We start from the raw sequence: 20,054 nt of genomic DNA on the forward strand, positions 1-20,054 counted from the left end.
ATTATTTCTTTTTTCTAAAATTTAAAATAAATGTTGATAACCATAATTATTTAAGAAGAAGGAAACTTAAAATTGTAATCGAGGGACAATGGATTATAATTCGTAATTTTCCAAAAACTAAAGTGTTAATGTCAAAGAATAATAAGAGAAACAAAAATCAAAGAAAAAACGAAATAACCAGAGGTATTTTTACGGTTTTGGAAAAAGAGCCTGAAAAATCTTTTAATTATAAGCAAATTGCTGCTAAAATTGGAGTTGTAGAGGCAAATGATAGAAATACATTAATTAAAAGATTGGTAGAGCTAAAAGAAAAGAAACGTATCTTGGAAGAAGGAAGGGGTTCTTACAAAGCCATGGCTTCCTCCAAGACTTACCATACGGGAACCGTTGATATTACAGGAAGGGGAAATGCCTATATAATAGTTGAAGGTATTGATGACGATGTTTTTGTTCCTTTCAATAAATTAAAAAAGGCCTTTCATAGAGATGTTGTAGAGGTATATATTTTTCCTAGAAGAAAAGGAAAAAAATTGGAGGGGGAAATTACAAAAATCATTTCCAGGGATAAGACTTCTTTTGTGGGGATAGTAGATATGCAAAAGGATTTTGCTTTTGTACGCCCTACGGATTACAGAATGTATACGGATATTTTTGTGGCAAAGAATAAATATTCCACTGCAGAGGACGGCGATAAGGTAATTGTGGAAATAAATGAATGGCCGGATAATGCGGATTCCCCTTTTGGAACCATTACCCAAGTATTGGGGAAACCTGGGGAACATAATACCGAAATACATTCCATTTTGGCCCAATATGGCTTACCATATGAATTTCCAGTGGAAGTGGATATGTTTGCCAATACCTTGGATACCAGTATAAAAGAGGAAGAAATTGCCAAAAGAAGGGATCTTAGGGATACATTGACCTTTACTATAGATCCAAAGGATGCCAAGGATTTTGATGATGCCCTTTCCTTTAAGTTATTGGATAATGGCAATTATGAGATTGGAATCCATATTGCAGATGTGTCCCATTATCTGATACCTGACACCATTTTGGATGATGAGGCTTATGAAAGGGCTACTTCTGTTTATTTGGTGGACAGGGTGGTACCTATGTTGCCGGAGGTATTATCCAACAATGCTTGTTCCCTTCGTCCCAATGAAGAGAAATATACGTTTTCTGCTATTTTTGAAATAGATGGCAATGCTGTCATAAAGAATGAATGGTTTGGCCGTACCGTAATTAATTCCGATCAGAGATTTTCCTATGAGGAATCGCAGCATATTATAGAGACCGGAAAGGGATCAATTCCTATGGAAATATCCATAAGGGATGGTGCCTATACCGTGAATGATGAGGTTGTTGATGCTACCTTGACAATGGACCGGCTTGCGAAGATCATGAGGGATAAACGTATGCAACAGGGAGCTATCTCTTTCGATAAAATTGAGGTACGTTTTAATCTCAACGAAAAAATGGAGCCTGAAGGGGTTTATTTTAAAGAGTCCAAGGATGCCAATAAACTTATTGAGGAGTTTATGTTGTTGGCCAATAGAAGGGTTGCACAATTTATTGGAAAGCAGAAACCGGTTAAAACTTTTGTTTATAGGGTTCATGATGATCCGGATGAGGATAAATTAATGGCCCTTAATGGTATAATATCACGTTTTGGACATAAACTGGATTTTAAGGATAAAAAGTCTATTAGTAATTCCTTGAACCAGTTATTGGAAGATGTAAAAGGGAAAAAAGAACAGAACTTAGTGGATACCCTTGCAATTAGGAGTATGAGCAAGGCTATTTACACCGTAGACAATATTGGTCACTACGGTTTGGCCTTTGATTATTATACCCATTTTACCTCACCCATTAGAAGGTATCCGGATGTAATGGTACATAGGTTGTTACAGCATTATTTGGATGAGGGGGAAACTCCAAAGGCAGAGCCCTATGAAATAAAATGTAAACATTCTTCCGATATGGAAAGTTTGGCGGCAAATGCAGAGCGCGATTCCATAAAATATATGCAGATAAAGTTTATGGAGAATCACCAAGATCAAGAGTTTATAGGTGTAATTTCCGGAGTAACGGAATGGGGACTATATGTAGAGATTATAGAGAACAAGTGTGAAGGTATGGTTAGGATTAGGGATATAAAGGATGATTATTATACCTTTGATGAAAAAGAGTATGCCATAGTTGGTGAAAAAAGTAAGAAAACCTATCAATTGGGGGATGAAGTTGTTGTAATGGTTAAGAGTACAGATTTAATAAAGCGCCATTTGGATTTTTCCTTAATAGGAAAAAACGACTAAATTTTTGTTTTGGAACGGAATTTGTTTAACTGAATAAGTTAAAAATGTTGCCAATGCATAAATATGTGTTACGGAATTATTCCGGAAAATATGTTTATTGGTCAATAATATTTGGTCAATAAAGTATACTCTAAGATAATGGATCAAAAATTAATTGTAATATTTTTGTTACTGTTTAGTAACCAATTACTTAGATCGCAAAACGATAAGGTAACCCATAATTTACAGCCGTTCAAGGAAGTTAAGGTTTTTGATGGGCTGTCCGTGAACCTTATAAAGTCCGATCTTAACAAGGCTGTGGTTACTGGTTCCAATACAGAAAATGTTGCTATTGTAAATACTGATGGTGTTTTGAAGATTAGAATGGAAGTAACTAAATTATTCAGTGGTTATAGAACATTTGTGGATCTTCATTATACGGAAAAACTTTTTGTAATCGATACTAATGAGGATGCCAGGATCTCGTCCAAAGAAACATTAAGACAGGACATTTTGGAGTTGAAAGCTCAGGAAGGAGGGGAGTTGATTATTAGTGCCCAAGTAGATCAAATGCTTATAAAAAGTGTTACCGGGGGTATTATTTCCGCTTCCGGTACTTCAAATATTCAAGATGTACAAATAAATACAGGGGGTATATATAAGGGTAAGGATTTTAAAACTAAGTTTAGTACCATTAATGTAAATGCAGGTTCTAGGGCAGAGGTGTTTGCAACAGATTATGTAAAGGCGGTAGTGAAGGCCGGGGGAGAGGTTATGGTGTATGGCAATCCGTCCAAAATGGAAGAGAAAACGGTTTTTGGAGGGAAAATTACCAGAATGTAAGTAAGCAAATTTTATGATCGAGGATATTCAGGCAGCTATTCCATTGGGCTTATTATTGAGCTTTATGATCGGGCCTGTTTTTTTTGTTCTTCTCGAAACCAGTGCCATTAAAGGGTTTAGAGCGGCACTTTGTTTTGATCTTGGTGTAATTGTTGCCGATATTATTTTTATTTCCCTAGCTTATTTCAGTAGTTTCCAGTTGTTGGAAAATTTGAGAAGTCATCCCGGTCTTTATGTTTTTGGAGGAACCATTTTATTGGTTTATGGCCTCACCAATGTCTTTAAAAAGGAGTCTCTTGAAACGGAGAATCAAATAAGGATTAGCAAAGGGGATTATTTTAGTCTGTGCATCAAGGGGTTCTTGCTGAATTTTATAAATATTGGTGTTTTGGTCTTTTGGCTGGGCATTATTATTGTTGTGGGACCTAGTCTGGATAATGATCCCAGTAGAATAATAATTTTCTTCTCCACCATGTTGGGAGCTTATTTTATTACGGATATCCTTAAAATATTATTGGCCAAACAATTGCGTAAAAAGTTGACCAAGAGAAGAATCCTTTTGGTTAAAAAGGGTATTGGGATAGTACTCGTTATTTGTGGTTTGGTGCTTATAATAAAAGGTTTTCTGCCAAAAGATCAATTGAATATAGAAAAGGGAATAGAACTTATAAAGTAGGGAATTAGAAGTATTTAGAATCTGTAAATTAATAACTTAGGCAGTAAGCCGGGACATTTTTAGAAGGATAATTATGTTTAAGGCAAGACCTTATGTTCGCGACAGCGATGAGTTTGTTACCATACACGGCAAAAAAAAACCTTCATCCCTAGAATGAAGGTTTTGGAGGCATCGAGCGGATTCGAACCGCTGTACAAGCTTTTGCAGAGCTCTGCCTAGCCACTCGGCCACAATGCCATTTTGCAGTGCAAAGGTAATACTTTTTTTATGTATCTAAAAAGTAAAAGCTTTATCTTTTGGATTTAAGTATTATGGTCACTTCTTGTACATCCCCACCAATAGGGGGGTTCATTTTAGAGACCGCCACTTTTGCTTTTTTTGCTATGGGTATTTCGGCAAATATTCTATTTAGAATGCGTTGTGCCACATGTTCCAATAATTTGGAAGGAATGGCCATTTCTTCCTTAACAATATAATTTATATGCACATAATCAACCGTTTCCGAAAGTTTATCGGATTCCGAAGCCTTTTTTAAATCGGCATCCACTTCAATATTTACTTGGTAATCGCTTCCAATTATAGTTTCTTCCTTAAGACAACCATGATTGGCATATACTTTTATATTGCTTACCCTTATTTTTCCCAATACATTATTAATTTGTACAAAATTATATCAATCTAAACTTAACAAAGAAATTTTTAATAGTTTTTTATAAATATGGAATACTAAAAATATTTTTGATATGTAGTTAAGAAGTTATAAGGTTATGTGTTGGTTTTTCATTATTGGCTATTTGTCTCATTTCCAAATCATCAAATTGTTACATTTAATAGGTACATCTACAATTACTTATGCCCTGGAAAAGGTCTACTCCAATGGTTACCACATGGGTACCGGTACTATAGCCCAATATTTCGTTAAGAATAATTTGATAGGAATATCCGAAGTAAAAATTACTTTTTTTAAGTCCGGCTAATGGAGCAATGTATAATGGCCGTCCTATTTGATCATTTAAAAAACGGTAGGTTAGACCTGCATAATAGTAATCCTCAAAATCATACCATCTAAATTTTAAGTTTAAATCGGCTTCCGATCTGCCATCACTTTCAAATATTTTGTACAAAAGGGAGGGCTCTATTTCCATATTACTGCTTCTGGATTTTTTATATCTGTATCCAGTATAGGCATAAAAGTTTCTAAGTTTGTTGGGTTCATATATAGGATCAAAAATATATACGTCCTTGTTGATAACGTTGGAAGCGTTTACACTGAAATAAAAGGAATTTTTACGGTACAAAAGACCTACATCAAAGTTATGGTTGGATGTGGATCTATCATTGGTTACCCCTGGATCAAAACCGGCATCTATAAATTCTTCTACATCCAATCTGAATTGATTAAAATTATAGGAGATACCAAAGGATAAAAATTCGTCCTCGTAACGGTCCAAGGTTAAATGGTGGGCAAAGGAGATACGTGCACCCTGTTGTTTTGTATACCCGTTGGAGTCGTTGTACAGAAATAATCCTACTCCCGATTTTTCCCCTAACCTCATATCGGCCGCCAAGGATTGGGTTCTGGGTGCATCTTTAATTCCGACCCATTGGGCAAGTCCGTTCAACCTAATTTTTATATGGTCACCAATTCCCGCATATGTTGGGGAGAGAACAAAAGGATTGTCTGCCAAATATTGTGAAAGCTGGGGCGAATTAAGTTCTTGGGCAGGGGTGACCAAGGTACTTAAAAGCAACACAAAAGTTAAAAATTTAGTGCACATTGTATTTTAGGTTAAGTTCTTTATCTGTATAATGTAAAATGCCCAACAAACTCCCTATCATCTTCTTCTCCCTTGAGTTTTATAATATACCAGTAATCGCCGGTCGGAAGTTCGGTATTGTGGTAGAGTCCATCCCACCCTTGGTCATTGAGACCCATTCTGTAAACCTCCCTACCATAACGGTCAAATATTATGGTTAGTATTTTTGGGAAGCCTTCTTGATTTTTAGGTTTCCAGAAATCGTTTTGTCCATCACCGTCAGGGGTAAAGAAATTGGGAATTTCTATATCAATGAACTCCATAAAGATTTCGGCAATGGCCTCACATCCGTTCTGGTCCACAACCCTTACTTGGTGGGTTTTTGTTTCTGATATGTAATGGGTATTATCCGTACCATTGTCCTTGTCGTTAAAATAGAAGGTATACTCTTGTTGCCCGCCTGTGGCTACCGCTGTTATTTCGTTGATATTTCCGGGTACCAAACTAAGAACCAAGGGTTCAAAGTTATCTATTTCAAAATCTATGGTAAGTACACAACCATTGGCATGGGCTATAGCAATATAATGGCTTCCCGGAGCAATATTGGTAAAGTTGGGTTCCAAGACCATGTCATTTGGGTTGGTGGAGTCCAGAGCATACATTACATCCTGGGCAACCGTTGCATCGTCCAGCACCAGATCAATTGAATTGCTGGGGACGTTGCCCGTACATTCATAGATTGGGGTGGCCGTTGCATTTAGGTTTACGCCTGGGTCAATGGTTACCGCCATGTTGATCATACAATCCTGTGCATCCTTAACGAATACGGCATACGTTCCTGCAGCGAGATTGGTAAACATGGTTCTGTCCAAAACAAAGTCGCTATCCGTAGTGGAATTTATACTGGTTCTATAGGGAGCGGTTCCACCTGAAATGGTCAAGGAAATGGTCCCATCCGCACTATCCACGCATATTTCCGGTGTAGTGGTGGGTACTGCCGTCATAATTGCCGGTTCTATTATGGTATATCTCAATTGTTCAAAACATCCATTTATATCCTGAGCAATTACAGTATAGTTACCTGGTGCTAGATCTATAAAGGTATTTACGGTATCAAATTTGTCCAAGTCGGGTGAAATGGCATATTGATATCCACCCGAACCTCCGGTCAAGGATACAGTTATGCTACCATCATTGGCACCATTACAAGTAACGTCCGTAAAGGAATCATCCACTACCAATGGGGTTGGTTCCGTTATTACGTTTTCGTTGGATACCACTATACAATCATCACTGGTAACCCTTACCCAATAACTCCCAACCGTAAGGTTGCTGAATTGACGGTTGGCTTGGGGACCTGCAATACTGTTCGTCAAGGCGACATCGGTAAACAATTCATATCGGTAATTGCCCAGACCACCATCTGCCTGTGCAATCAATATAGCAGTATTGTCCCCATTACAGTTAATTACAGCTGCAGAAGTATCCATAGTTACTGTTAAAGGAGCTATGGCATCTTCTTTAATTTCGTTGGAAAGTATGGAAGTACATCCAAAGGAATCCCTTACGTAGTAACGGTAGGCACCCGCTGTAACAGTGAAGGTGTGTGTATTTCCACCGCTCATTGGGAAATAATTATTTCCGTCCAAACTATATTGGTAGGGTCCGGTACCCCCGGTTGCGGTCAGTTCCAATTGGGCGTCCAGGGTACAACTGAGGGCACGGGTACGGATCAGGCTACCTACCACATCATTGGGGTCGGAAATAGTAGCCTTTGGGGTTTCCAAGCCACAGTTCCCTTGATCGGTTATGGTGATACTATAGATCCCAGCAGACAAATTGCCAAAAGTATTGCCCAATTGGGGTGCCGAGGTTTCCATAATTACGGTGCCAGTGGGGTCGTACACGTTCAAACGGTATCTTATAGTACCCAATCCGCCCGAATTGATGGTTGCAAAAACCACCCCGTCATTATCCCCGTAACAACTAAGTTCCACATCTGGGGAAATACTGGCCTGGATGGGATCGGGCTCAATCAAGGTAATGGTATCCATAAACGAACATCCAAGGGCATCTACTACCGTTACGTTAAATGTTCCTGCCGATAGACCGTTGAACAAATAGGCGTATACCCCTGCTTGGGTAAACGTTTGTGTAGCCGAAGCAATGGTTATGGTATAAGGACCTTTTCCTCCTGATGGATCTACCAAAATACTGCCCTTGTCATTATTACAGCTAACATTGGATTCTTCGGATATGGCAGCCGTAATAGGCGTTTCCGGCGACAAAATGGTTACTCGGGTAGATTCATCGGCACAGTAGGGATGATCCGTTCCGGTGATAACAATATAGTAGCTGCCTCCGGACAGACCGGAGATTTCCAATGGGTTATCAGTTGCGGTATCGGTGTTGCCACTGAATCCAGGACCGGCCAAAGCTGTACCATCTGCCCTGTATACCTGATAACTATAGGCACCGGTATACTGGTTTATGGCCACCTCAAAACTACCGCCATCGATCGTATCATTTAGGCAGGTCTCATCGGTCAATTTAGTGGCTATCGCCTCTATCACCTTAGGTTCCTTAACCTCATGGGTAGTGCTAACACTACAGCCCGTACCCGTATTGGTTATGGTAATTACATAATTGCCAACGCCCAAACCGGTAAATGATCCTGTTGAATTGTTTGGTGCGGTATAGGCCGTATTGGGGCTAGTTATGGAAAATTCTAAATTGGCAACAGCAGTAGGTGCCCCTAATGTTGTGGTTACGCTTACCGTAATATCTTCATCATTCCCATTACAGCTAACCCCATTATTGGCAATAGTCACTACAGGAGCACTTATCCCTGCAAAAGGAAGAATTGTGGCTGTTGCAGTATCGGAACAGCCCATATCATCATATACGGTAATGGTGTAATCGCCTCCTGCCAGATCCAGTTCAGTATAATCCGGATTGGACCCGTCCTGAACCGTAACACCGGTATCGTCGTTTACAAACACATAGCGTACATAATTTCCTGAACCACCGTTTACCATACCGCTAAGGTTAATTGTAGCGTAATTGGTGGCATTGCCGGTAGTACAGTTAAATTCAGAAACCAAGGGCGTACCAACGGCCAAAGCGGCAATTGGTTGTGAAATAGTTTGGGTTGTTGTTGTAAAACACCCATTGTCTCCTGTTACCCTAATGGTATAACCAGCGCCCGTTGTATTGGCCAATCCTGTAAACACTGCAGAAGTATTGGTAAAGCTTGTCGGGTTTATGGTTACCGGAGTCCCATCCCTATCGATAATTTGGAAGGTATAGGGATCTATACCATTATCCAATACGCTAACGGATATGGTTCCATCATTCGCGCCAAAGCAAGTTACGTTGGTAACTGCCTCAATAGTCGGAGTTGGCGGTTGTATGGCAGCAGCCAAAGTGTGTTTAATGGTCTCTGAACAGTTGGTAGCATCATCGGTAATGGTAAAGGTATATTCGCCTACTTGTGTCAAGCCGGTAAATATTCCGTCCGTATTGGAAGGAAGTGCAGTAATTCCATCAGGGAAGATACCGGTATAGGTAAACGGACCCGTACCCCCTGTTTGGTTGATGGTAATCTGTCCTCCAGAATCCACTGTACAGTCAATTAATTTGACCACAGTTGCTAAAGGCAGTATTTCCTCATAAAGATTAATCGTATTGGCGGTAATAGCATTACAACCCCATTGGTCGCTTATGGTTACCTGGTATTGTCCGGCCCCCAAATTTCCAAATATATCGGTAGTTTGTATTGGCCTTAGGTTTACATAGGCACTACCATTCCAGCGTTGCAGTTGGTAGCTGTAATTGCTGCCTTGCCCGCCAGTTTCATTAATTACTTCAATTTCCCCTTCAAAATTGGAGCAGTTTTGGTTGTTGACCTGTAGGTCGGCCGTTATTGGTGCAGGAATATCTAAAGTGATATCCGTTAATTGCAAAGGACAACCACTACTATCAATAATCCATATTTCATATGTACCCGCAACCAAGTTTTCAAACTTAGGTGTAGAGACATAATTAGTAGCATCATTTTCATCAGGAATAGCTGTAGTGCTTACATAGTACTTATAGCCTCCCCAGCCACCAACAACATTAATGATTTCTATGATTCCATCATTGTCGGGCGCACAAGTAATTGGCGAAATGCTAGGTATTCCTGCACCTAATGGGTCTGTTGGTCCGGCAATACTGAACGCTTCCCTGTTCTCACAAGTGGGGATACCGTCTTGAGAGAAGGTAACGTAGTAGCTGCCTTCCACTAATCCTGTTGCGGTCAAGTCCGTTGAATCTCCTGTCTGTACGGAATTATCGTCCCCGTAGTTCGTTGGGGTTCCGTTATCGTCAAAAATTTCCCAAGAATACGTACCTGTGTAAGTAGCATCGGTTACCGTAAAGGTCGCGGTTCCCGTTGCCGTTCCGTAGCAGATTACATTGGTAGTGGCGGCAATACCCACATTAAACGTATTGGGGTTGTCCACTCTATGGGAAATGCTGACCACACATTGGGTATTTACATTTCTTACTTCAAAAATATGGATCCCTTCCCCTAGGTCCGGAAATACGTTGGAGGTGCCAAACGCATTGGGCAACAACCTAAATTCGTAATTTGCCAATCCGGCAGGAGTACTTGAATCCGTTAAGGAACCAAAGGCGTTAATGGTTATATCTTCTCCTGCATTGGTACAGGAGATCGCTTCAGTAATGTTAATTGTTGGGGTTAAGAGTTCATCAAAAGCATCAATATTTGCCGTTGCAGTACCCATACAGCCTTTGTCATCATAAACGGTAATGGTATAATTACCTCCAACCCTATTGGTTTCTATATATTCATTGCTAGTACCATCTTGAACAACGGTTGACGTAGTCGTGTTTTCAAAAACGTAGCGCACATAGTTTCCAGAACCGCCATTAATACTGGTTGGGTCAACGGTTATGCTGGCATGGTTGTCGGTATTCGTTCCTGTTGTACAAGCAAATTGTACCACATCAAGTAACGGATCTATAGTTACTGCAATAACATTAGGTTCTGCAATAACAATATTGGTCAAGGTTGTTGTACAATCATTGGTTCCCGTTCCAGTTACGCTATAGGTATTGGGAGGAAGGTTTTCAAAAGTATTGGTCGTTACATTGAATGTACCGGCCGATGGTGTAATGGAATAGCTTAAAGGATTTATTCCATTGTCTGTTTGGGATAGGGTAATGGACCCGTCATCCGCACCGTTACAGCTTACGTTCAAATGGGTTTCGGTGAATACGGGCACTATGGCGGCAGGAACATTTACGGTAAAGGTTCTGCTGCAGTTTGGATCGGTATTGTTGTCATATATGGTAATGGTATAGGTGTCCGCAACACTAACATTGACCACTAAGGGATCTGAAGGTACATTGGCCCTACCAACAATGGTAGTGGATGAGGAATCACTAATTTCATAATCATAACTGGTAGCAAAGCCTAAATTATCTCCCGATCCGGAAAGGACATCAATGGTTATTTGTGCATCCGGAGTTGCACTACAATCCAACAATTTGGTTAAACTTACATTTGCAGATAATACTGGATGTACGGTAACGGTATCTGTATCGGTACAACCATTACTGTCCATTATGGCTATATTATAAGTTCCTGGAAGCACATTGTTAAATTGGCCACCATTGTCTACATAGGTAGTACCACCATCATTGGAGTAAAGGATAGTTGCAGCCCCGCTGGTTGCAGTAACGTTAATAGCGTACGGAGCAGCGCAGTTGTCCACCGCAATGGAATCGATAATGGGGTTTGGGGTTAGCGTCATAGGAACATCACCCAAATTAATGGAGCAACCGTACTGATCCTGTATAGTTACATTATAATTCCCTGCCGGCGAATTTACTGGAATTTCAATGGGATTATCAGTGGTACCGGTAATGGCCGTAAATGGCGCGGGCCCTGTTACCGTATAGGTAAATGTCCCGCCCCCACCGCTAATATTATCAATTGAAATTATACCGGGAGCATTACAGGAAATATCCTGTATTTTATTGGGGGTGGCTGTAATGGGATCCAATTCTTCTATAATTAAATTTTCACTACCGCTTACACAAGTATCCGCGCCTACACCATCAACTTGAATTACTGTTATATAATACTCAGAAGCTGACAGGCCGGTAACTGTTATTGTTGGATTGTAAGCCACGTTAATTCCTGGAACACCTGATGTAGTACCATTACCACTAGACCTAGCTACTAAACCTGTATTTAAATCATATACTTCCCAACGCATATTAGGTTCAGCTATTGTCGGTGTAAGGGTGTATGTGATTTCCCCGTCACTTGCTCCATAACAAGAGGGTTCATAAGCTGCGTTAATTTCTATCGGATTCGGTTGTAATTCCGCAACGTTCTGGTTACTTTGTCTAATACATCCGTTGGCATCCTTTACATAGAACACATAGGTTCTGCCGGGTATTAATCCTCCAAAAACTTCCGGGTCGGCCAATCCTTTGGCGGGAGTTGTCCAAGGAATTGTTGGAGTAACGGCATTGAAATTGGCAGGATCATCCGTATATGTATATTGATATGGTGCAGTGCCTTCATTTCCTTGAACGGTTACTTCCAGCTCATTACAATTTTTTACTACTGTAGTTATGGATATGTCCAAATCATCCAATGGATAGTTTATTATATATCTTGGAAGGTCAGCTCTACAAAGCGTGTTATTGGAGCCATCAACAGTTCTAATGGATGGGAAAACCGCATCACCTGAAGTTAAGGTAAATGCTGGGGCATCAAAAGTGTCCGATGTTTGCCAAGTAGTACCACCGTCATGACTAAATTGTAAGCTGCCATTTAAGGTGGTAGGATAGTTTATAAACCTGAATCCGGTTGCAGGGTTACAATCCCCGCTTAATAAGGATTCAACGTCGGCGATAAGCTCGTCAGGATTGTTTATCGTTGCATTATGTGATACCGTACAACCCGTAGCATCGGTAACATTGATCGTATAATTCCCGGCCGCCAGGTTAAAGTAGGTTTTGGTATTGTTGATTACGTTAGGCGTAGTGGCATCGGAAGCACCGCCATTATCCAAATCGATTATTTGATAGGTGTAGGGAGCAATACCAGAGGTTACCCCAATAGCAATATTACCAGGTCCGTCATGACATTCGGGATCGGTAGGGGTAGCCGTAAATGTCAATGGTGTAGCAGGGTTTACCGTAACGGTTTCCTTATACTCACAATGTGGATCCGTTGCATTATTGTCCCACACATAAACATCGTAGGTTCCGGCATCGGCCGCTAGAACGGTATAGGTGTTGGAGGGGCCAAAATCGGCTGCTGTAACCGGTGTTCCGGCAAGTACAAAAGCATAGGCCAAGTTTCCATCACCTCCATTGGCAGTTACCGTAATGGAACCATCGTCACATGAACTAACGTGTACCACATTGGTAGTTGCGTTTATTACTGGATTCAACACCACTATTTCTTGGGTAGCCGGACAACCGTATCCATCCTTAACATCAATGGTATAGGAACCATTGACCAGACCGGTAAATATATGTCTTGTAGCTGTGGTATTCCCGTTTAACCAGGTTCCCCCATCTATTCTAAATTGGAAGTTTCCATTGCCTGGTATAGAGGTAATATCCACTTGTATGGTGCCATCATTGGCTCCGGAATAACAAGCAGTAGGTGTAACATCAAATGTGGGGACATCCGGCGCTGTTACGGTTACAGCGGGGGTGATGGCATTGGTACAGTTGTTGTTATCCAATACCCTTACAATATAGTTTTCCCCTGATGTATTGGCAGGAACATTATAAAATATATGGGAAGGCTGATATCCGCTAATAATTGTTCCTGTATTGGTTTCCAATTGATAGGTATAGCTCGGCGTACCCCCATTGGCCACTGTCGTAATAGTAGCTCCCGTATTATTACAGGTAAAAGGTGCTGTAATGGAAGCCGTAGCGGTTATGGCGATCGGTTCCGTTAAGGTTTGATTTAAGGTTAGGGTACAACCAGTAGGATCATCCACATCCCTAACTTCAACACTATAGGCTTGTGCCGTTAAGCCGGTTATGGTTTGGGAAGTTGTAAAAGGACCGGAGAAGGCTGCACTGTTAATACTATACTCAAATCCACCTGCCCCAAAGTTGGAGGCGTTGATAACAAAACTACCATCACTCCCACCAAAACAAGAGATATTTGCCGGATTGGTAATCGAAGTATTGAACGCCATTCCAGCTGCTATATTTACCACAATATCTGTGGTACAACTGCTGCCATAATTCACCGTAATCGTATGGTTGCCTGGAGCTACATCATTAAATATGTTTGCCAATACCCCAGTTTGGGGCGTACCGCCGTCCAAAGCATAAGAATAGGCCATATCATAAGGAGCAATGGTTATGTTGCCCGACCCATCGCAATTGTAATCTATGGTACTGCTTAAAGTTGGGGCTGTTGGCAAGGGATCTATAACAACATCTGCTAAAGTAATGAAACAGGTAGTTGTATTGGCATCCCTAACCCTTATGGAATATGTACCATCGGTTAAACCGGAAAATACGGTTCCTCCTGTAGTGGAAGCTGTCCAAGTACCTCCGTTGATACTGTACTGATAATTTCCTGACCCACCTGCGGTAGGTATAACACTGCCTACTGTAATGACTGCTTCCCCTCCTGGTAAACAGCTGTAATCCGTTGTTTGAACAGCTTCTGCAGTAATGACTGCAGGCTCATTTATCGTAACATTTAGGGTTTCGGTACATAAATCCGTATCCTGTACCGAAATGGCATACGTAGCTGCAGTTAGGTTTGGGAAACTTGACGAGGGCTGATAGGTTCCTCCATCAATACTATAAAGGTAAGGCCCATTGCCACCGGTAACCGCTAAGCTAATAGCCCCATTGTTTCCTCCAAAGCAGCTAACGTGGGTTACGGTTGGAGTGATGGCAATTGGATCGTTTTTGGTGATCGTGATAGGGAACATATCGGTACAATAATCCGCTATTCCAGCATTATCGCGTACATACACCTCATAATTCCCGGCTGTAGCAATAGCAGCTGGATTTGTTGTTGAAAAATCGCTGTCCGCCGGAGTATCGCCAGCGGCCACTATGGCATAGACATAATTGCCGTCGCCACCCAAGGCAGAAATGGTTAGGTCGGTATCCGGGCCACAGGCAGTAATGGCAGGGGCAGTAGCGGTAACACTCAATTCGGGGTAAATAGTGATGGTCTGGGCCGATACGGTACAGCCAAACTGGTCTTTTACATTTATAATATAGTCCCCCGCCCCAAGATTGTTAAAGGTATGGGTATTTGCCGTTGTGGGATTTGGTGCTTCAAAAGGGGCATTGTTGATGCTGAACAATAGTCCGCCATTTCCTCCGGTTACGTTCACCATTATTTCTCCGTCATTGTTACCGGTGTAACAGGCCGTTGGCGTTGCAGTAAAGGTCAAATCTTCTGGGGCAACTACGGTTAGGGCCGTGTCAATATCATCTTCACAGCCTCTTACATCCCTTGCAATTACAATATAATTTCCTTCCGTAAGACCGCTAAAGGTGGTGTTGGATCCGTTGTTGGTAAAATCATAAAGACCTATAACATTTCCTAATTTATCCTCCAATTGATATACATAGCCTGGGGTACCACCTGTGGCGCTTGCCGTAATGGTAGCTCCTCCATTGGAACAGGTATAGGCAGCGCTTATATTGGCGGCAGCAAGTACTGGGGTAGGTTGTGTAATGGCTCTGTTTATTGCTACGGTACAGGCCGTATCATCCACCTTTCGGATATCAATGGTATGTGTTCCTGCGCCAAATACTGCAGGAGTGGTTATAGGGGAAGAGGTGGAGGTGGTCCATGCTCCGCCATTTATGGAGTATTCAAATCCAGCAGCATTAAAATTGGAAACCTCAAAAGTTATTGTACCATTCGATGCTCCGTTACAACTAGCATTGGATGCAGATGTAATTTGCGCTTCAAAAACCTTATTGGGTTCCACAATTACCGTTGTTTCCACAAAGCGTTCACAAACTTCGGGTACCTGGTAGACTTCTATATCATCTATAGCTATGTCATTACCGCCATTACCGACCATATCTGTCCTGATAACAAATTCCAAGGAGGAGTTTGTTCCCGGATTTAAATCTACGGAGCGATTTATCCAATTGCTGTTTCCCGTATTTTTGGGGATGGATCCCGTTTTTATGGATTCTACCACATTTCCGGTACCTATTTCACGTATTTCGATGGTTATATCTGGGTCTAGGCCAGAAGTTCCAGATCTTAAAAGATTCAACATCCACAAAGAGACCCTAAGCGGTTGATTATGTATTACATCGTTAATGGTTTTTGAGTAGATGACCTGTCCAGGGGAAGGTGTTCCAATATTGATGACCAAATAGCGCCCATTACTGGCCCTTGTTCCGGTGGTATGGTCTATGGGGTTGGCCCAAGACCCAAAAGGTGCTACAATATTATTGGTTACCGAATATTCATAATCGTTAATGTTACGATTATTATCCCCAGGAGGGTTGACCGTTTGGTCCTCATATTGATACCCAACTGTATTGGGACTTGGGATAGTGCCCCCGGCACCAAAATCCTCGCTTAATAATAAACTTGGGGTCGGGGGTGTTTGGGAGGTATAATTGGTGCGTACGGTATAGGTCCCTGGACCCACATTGGGAAATGTATTGCTTGTTGGGTCTGGTGAATTAAGCACCCCATTCAACATATAGGTATAATTGTAGGTGGTAATATTGGGTGTTGCAGTAATGGTACCTTCGCCTTCACAATCATAGCTTACGTCTGGGGTAAGTACAACCGTCGGAGGTGTTGGAATATCTTCAACGGTAACGGTCATAGGGAAGGTACAGGAAGAAGCATCCCTTACCAAAACGGTATAATTACCCGCAGGTAAAATGGCTATTGAAGAGCTGCCATAGGTGGTACCACCATCAAAACTATAGGTGTAGGTTGGGGAACCTCCTGTAACGTTGGTAATACGCACTTCTGCTCCGTTGGGGTCACAAGTTGCATCACGGGAGACCCCGGCCGAAGCCGATAAGGGAAATGGTGCTGTAATGGTCTCTGTAGAAGTTACTTCACAACCAGAGCTATCCCGGACTACCACTTGATAATTCCCGGGTGAAAGGTTTACAAAATTCGGGGTATCCACAAAATTGATACCACCGTCTATACTATAGGAATAAGGAGATACCCCGCCTGTGGCCACTATCGTGATGGCCCCATCATTGTTTCCGCTACAGGATACGTCCGCAGGGGTTATCGTTGCATTAAGAACTCCGTTGTTACTGATGGTAACCTGGTTGGATTCGGCGCTACAGTTATTACCATCCACTACTATAAAGACATAATCCCCTTCTTCTCCTGGGCCAAAAGTAAAGGATGTTTCATTTTGGTAGGCAGAAGGTGGAATGCTGTTTATATCGGAATACAGAGGCGAACCATTCTTGCTCCAAATGGCATAATTATAGGCAGGGTTCGGAAAACCTCCTGTTGCGGTAAGGGTAATTACCCCATCCTGACACCCTATATCCGTAGTGGTGATGGCACTAAGCGTTAAATCTGGGACCTTGCCTACGGTTACATTTTGGGTATCCAAACAACCGTCATCCGTTTTGGTAATTATAATATAATTACCAGGGTTTAAGTTTTCGAATGTAAAATCATTGTCGGTCTGGGCAGTTTCGTTGTCCAAAAATGTACCTTGTCCGCCGCTGGAACCGTCATCGATTCGAATTTCGTATTCGTAATTGGCCTCTACGTTCAAGGCCTGTATATTTATAGATCCCAAATCGGTGCAGTTGGCCATGGTGGTAGAAATATCCACTTGGAAGTCCCTATCCCTTATCCCTATATCGGGGGTAGTAAATTCACATGATCCATCAATAGGTTCTCCTGTAACGTTATCCAACTGCATAATCCCAACCCTGTAAGCACCATTGGTGTTAATGGTAAAGCTGGGGCCGTTATTGGCACTGTAGGGAACAACTATGGTATTGTTTGCTATATCATATAACTGGTAGCCATATCCCAGGCCTAGATTGGTAATGGTGATATTTCCCGGAGTAGCACAAATAATATCATTGGAATTGTATTGTACGTCCAAAACGTTCTGGAATACATTGAAATAGAAGCGACTAAAACAACCATTTTGGTAATTGATCACCAATCGGAATTTTCCGGCCGAGTTGGCCGTAAAACTTGAGCCGTTAGATACCTCGTTCCAGGTACAGGTGGCATTTTTATTACCGCAGTCATCCCCGGCATCGGTACAGCTGCCTTCTACCAATTGCTCCCAGATCATGTTTTGGGCATCGGCAATGTTCAGTTGTATCAACTGGGTATCGTTTACGCCGCACAGAAAAATTTTGGGCAAAGGACTACCATCCACGGAACAGCTCACAATCTCGCCCTGTACATCATTGGTGGGATCTGCATCGTTGTTGCTGTTGTTAAAAAAATCGACTATGGGATTTGTTTGGGTGGTTCCAAATCGTTCCACCTCAAGTATTTCCTTAAACCCTTTACAGGGGTCTGCTACGATCTTATCTACAATATAGGTTCCAATATCCGTTACTCTAAGGGTACTGGGATCATTATCCGGGTTTCCATCGTTTAAGGTGGTGTCCCCAGCATCAATGATACCGTTTCCATTTTCATCCTTATACCAGATATAATCATCAAAACCGTTTCCTGCATTGAGGATTACACTGTCCCCGCAAAGTTGTACGTTTCTGGTAAAATTACAGTCGGCAAGGTCATCCAATAAAAAATTGGTGGCACCGGGAGTGGCAAATCCGCACCCGTCAAAATCATATACCGAGGGGTCGTCCGTAATTTGATTATTATTTAGTCTGCCCCGGTAGGTGGAATAGGCCAAATTCTGAATTTGGTCGGAACAGGCATCCACAAAATCGAAACAATTTTCCGCTACTTTCACCCGCATACGGATAGTGTATATAGGGTCGTCTTCTTCCACAAGATTGTCCGGTATCGTAAATAGTACAGTCCTAGTGGGGGCATCATAAGTATAGGTAACCCCGGGGGCCAAACTAAAATTACTCTCGTCCAGGGTAACATTAATTGGAAGTATGTCCCGTATGGTATAATTACGGGCATCATCGTTTCCTACATTTTGAAATGCCAATACATAATCCAGTGTTTGTCCTAAATTAACCCCTTGTCCGGTAATATCGTTTCCTCCGATATCCTCTACAGTTTTCTTTAGGTTAACGATGGGCTCAATAATTTCCACATCAAATGATGTAAAGAAAATATCGTATTTATCCTGTGAAGAAGAAGCCCTTAATGTAGCTCCGGTCTCATCATTTGGAATTACAGAATTGTTGGGATTATTAATGGTAAACATATCCACATCCCAACCCAGGGTATTTGTGCTATTGGGGTTTCTAGTGGTTACTATGGAATTTTCTTGGGTAATGTTGGCATTAAAAAAATTGGTGGTCGGGTTTAGGGTGTTGCCCAAGGCCGTGAAACCCGCATTGCTATTGGCCTTAAGGGACAATCCATCCCCACTTATTTTATTGTCACCTTCCAAGGTGGCCACTCCCAGTTTCGCCTTTACAGGGAAGGGTGCGGGGAGCGTTGTAAATCCGTCGACTGGTATATCCAAGGAAGCACCGGATTTAATTCCGGCGTATCCATCAAAGGTGGTAATATATTTTCCTGGTAGATTGGGGTCCTCGTATACCACTACCATGGTCCATCCTCCTGAAACTCCTCCGGAAATACTGCTGCCAGAGCTGGCCCTAATATTGGCCACAAAATAATCGCCGTTGGGATCGGCCATTGCCGTTACAATGGAAGTAACATCTTTATAACAGGCATATGGACTATAGTAATCAAAATCCGAATCCCCATCCCCATTAAATAGAATTTCATCAGCGGTAAGATCTTGATACGCACCGTTTGGAATCCTGAACTTAATCTGGCTAAAATCTTGCCTACTGGAAACCTTGTAAACTGCAGACCAATAAAGTCCGGCATAACGTACTTTGGCACAACTGATGTCCGGTACGCTTAAGGTAGCACTACTGCTGCTGAAAGTGGTATTGTCCGAATCCACATCGATATACTGCATATTCCAGCTATCATTATTAGTGGATGAGCTTCCAGTACTATTGTATGGATCATTAGGGCTGCTGTTAGAGGATTGGCGGTTTACAATATTATTGGCTATAAAGGTAATATCACCTCGCAGTTCATTTTCATAACGAACGTCAAAACCATTTTTTACTTGTGAATAACTACTGTAAACACCCAAAAGTAAAAAACAGGTAAGTAGTAATTTTTTAATTTTTTTTGATCCCATTAGGTTAATTGGTTTGGTATGGCATACATTATTAAGTAATTATGGGGCTTATAATGTCTACTTGGAAAGTTGGGGTTTTGGGATCTTAATCTGATATTGT

Annotated in this window: 6 protein-coding genes and 1 tRNA gene; 3 read left to right on the top strand and 4 right to left on the bottom strand. The window is 41.6% G+C overall.

Going from position 1 to position 20,054, the window contains the following annotated elements:
• Positions 1-128: 128 nt before the first annotated feature.
• The 3 genes from rnr to D0S24_RS20075 all read left to right on the top strand — a co-directional run bounded on the left by rnr (position 129) and on the right by D0S24_RS20075 (position 3,816).
• A complete protein-coding gene (rnr, locus tag D0S24_RS20065; protein WP_117021656.1) occupies positions 129-2,318 on the top strand; it encodes a ribonuclease R in 2,190 nt (729 codons plus the stop codon).
• Between the two features lie 138 nt (positions 2,319-2,456).
• A complete protein-coding gene (locus D0S24_RS20070) occupies positions 2,457-3,140 on the top strand; it encodes a head GIN domain-containing protein (protein ID WP_117021624.1) in 684 nt (227 codons plus the stop codon).
• Positions 3,141-3,153: 13 nt separating this feature from the next.
• Positions 3,154-3,816, top strand: coding sequence for a LysE family translocator (locus tag D0S24_RS20075; protein ID WP_117021625.1), 663 nt, complete (start codon positions 3,154-3,156; stop codon positions 3,814-3,816).
• A 163-nt stretch (positions 3,817-3,979) separates the two neighbouring features.
• Here the strand turns inward: D0S24_RS20075 and D0S24_RS20080 are convergent.
• The 4 genes from D0S24_RS20080 to D0S24_RS20095 all read right to left on the bottom strand — a co-directional run bounded on the left by D0S24_RS20080 (position 3,980) and on the right by D0S24_RS20095 (position 19,954).
• Positions 3,980-4,053, bottom strand: a tRNA-Cys gene (locus D0S24_RS20080).
• A 52-nt stretch (positions 4,054-4,105) separates the two neighbouring features.
• Positions 4,106-4,462: a dihydroneopterin aldolase gene (folB, locus tag D0S24_RS20085; protein ID WP_117021626.1), complete on the bottom strand. Its 357-nt coding sequence runs from the start codon at positions 4,460-4,462 to the stop codon at positions 4,106-4,108.
• 181 nt (positions 4,463-4,643) lie between these two features.
• Entirely contained in the window at positions 4,644-5,594 is a 951-nt protein-coding gene (locus tag D0S24_RS20090) for a type IX secretion system membrane protein PorP/SprF (protein WP_117021627.1), read from the bottom strand.
• Between the two features lie 20 nt (positions 5,595-5,614).
• Positions 5,615-19,954, bottom strand: coding sequence for a T9SS type B sorting domain-containing protein (locus D0S24_RS20095; protein ID WP_117021628.1), 14,340 nt, complete (start codon positions 19,952-19,954; stop codon positions 5,615-5,617).
• Positions 19,955-20,054 lie beyond the last annotated feature (100 nt).

Source organism: Arenibacter sp. P308M17, from assembly GCF_003426735.1.
In the GTDB taxonomy this organism is placed as follows: Bacteria; Bacteroidota; Bacteroidia; order Flavobacteriales; family Flavobacteriaceae; genus Arenibacter.